Source organism: Janthinobacterium sp. PSPC1-1, assembly GCF_049897625.1.
GTDB lineage: Bacteria > Pseudomonadota > Gammaproteobacteria > Burkholderiales > Burkholderiaceae_D > Janthinobacterium > Janthinobacterium tructae.
Genome location: NZ_JAFCWP010000027.1, coordinates 1 through 1,232, shown reverse-complemented (window position 1 = coordinate 1,232; position 1,232 = coordinate 1). Strand labels below are relative to the sequence as shown.

General features: G+C 56.2%; 1 protein-coding gene. It reads right to left on the bottom strand.

Annotated features, from left to right (window positions below):
- Positions 1–7 precede the first annotated feature (7 nt).
- On the bottom strand, positions 8–1,168 hold the full coding sequence (locus tag ACP7EG_RS27650; protein ID WP_426090243.1) for an IS30 family transposase: 1,161 nt from the start codon (positions 1,166–1,168) through the stop codon (positions 8–10).
- Positions 1,169–1,232: the final 64 nt, after the last annotated feature.

Sequence of the window (1,232 nt, the reverse complement as noted above, 5' to 3'; positions counted from 1 at the left end):
TGCGGATTCAATCGGTCAACGCAACACACTGTTCAAATCGTTGAGCCGGTGTTTGGTAGTGTAGCGTCTTCCTGGGGCGCTCGTTGAGTCTTCTGGCTACTGCATCGAGTTGCTCTTGCGAATACGTGGAAATATCCAGCCCCTTGGGGAAATACTGGCGCAGCAGGCCATTGGTATTTTCATTTGAACCGCGCTGCCATGGATTCTGTGGATCGCAGAAGTAAACCTGGATGTCGGTGGCCAATGTAAAGCGTTTATGCCCGGCGAGCTCGCTGCCACGATCCCAGGTTAGTGATTTATATAGTTCTTGGGGTAGCCTGCGGGCATTGTCGATCAATGCGTTGATCACCGTTTCGGTATTCTTGGCAGCGACTTTTATCAGCATGACATAGCGCGTCTGGCGCTCGACCAAGGTGACGATCTGGCTGTTGTGGCTGCCGCATAGCAGGTCCCCCTCCCAATGCCCGGGCACCGCTCGATCCGCTGCCGTCGCTGGACGCTCGCTGATCGACACGGCGTCGACAATTCTGCCGTGGTTGTCCGTCTTTTGGGTATGATGACGTGAGCGGCGCATGGCGCGCGTACGGCGCAAGTGCTCTAGCAGCTCCTTCTTTAAAGCGCCTCGGGCCTGGATGTAGAGGCTGCGGTAAATGGTTTCGTGTGACACGTGATACTCCTCGTGGCTCGTGAACAGCTGCTTGAGCCAGCCAGCAATCTGTTCTGGTGACCACTGCAATTGGAGCTTGCTGGCAACCATGTTGGCCAGCATGCGGCTCTCCGTCAGCTTACAAGGTTTGGGGCGACGCGCCTGATCCCAAGCATGCTGATCGGCCTGAGTCGCGCGATATGCTTCGCGGCCACCGTTGCGCTTGAGTTCCCTGCTGATGGTCGATGGTGCTCGTCCAAGGCGTCTGGCAAGTGCGCGGATGGATAGGCCTGCAACGATGGCACGCGATACCTCCTCGCGCTCGGCCAGCGTCAGCGCCATTCTGGAACGGCATCGCGGCGCTGGCCGTATGCCACCAGACTCAGCCAGAATTCGCTGTATCGACGAGTGATTCCGATCAAATAGTTGGGCTATCATTTGTAGGGAATCGCCTTGCTTCCAGCGTTCCCACATCAAGGCCTTCTGAGTCTCGGTGTAATAAATGCGTGGTTTCTGTTTCATCTTCAACACTCCTGTAACCTGGGCGTTTAGGTTAGAGTGTTGCGACCACCGATTGAATCCGCAG

Bases quoted from the DNA above. Each gene is read 5' to 3' on its own strand.
- ACP7EG_RS27650 (WP_426090243.1), bottom strand. From the start codon at position 1,168: ATGAAACAGAAACCACGCATTTATTACACCGAGACTCAGAAGGCCTTG.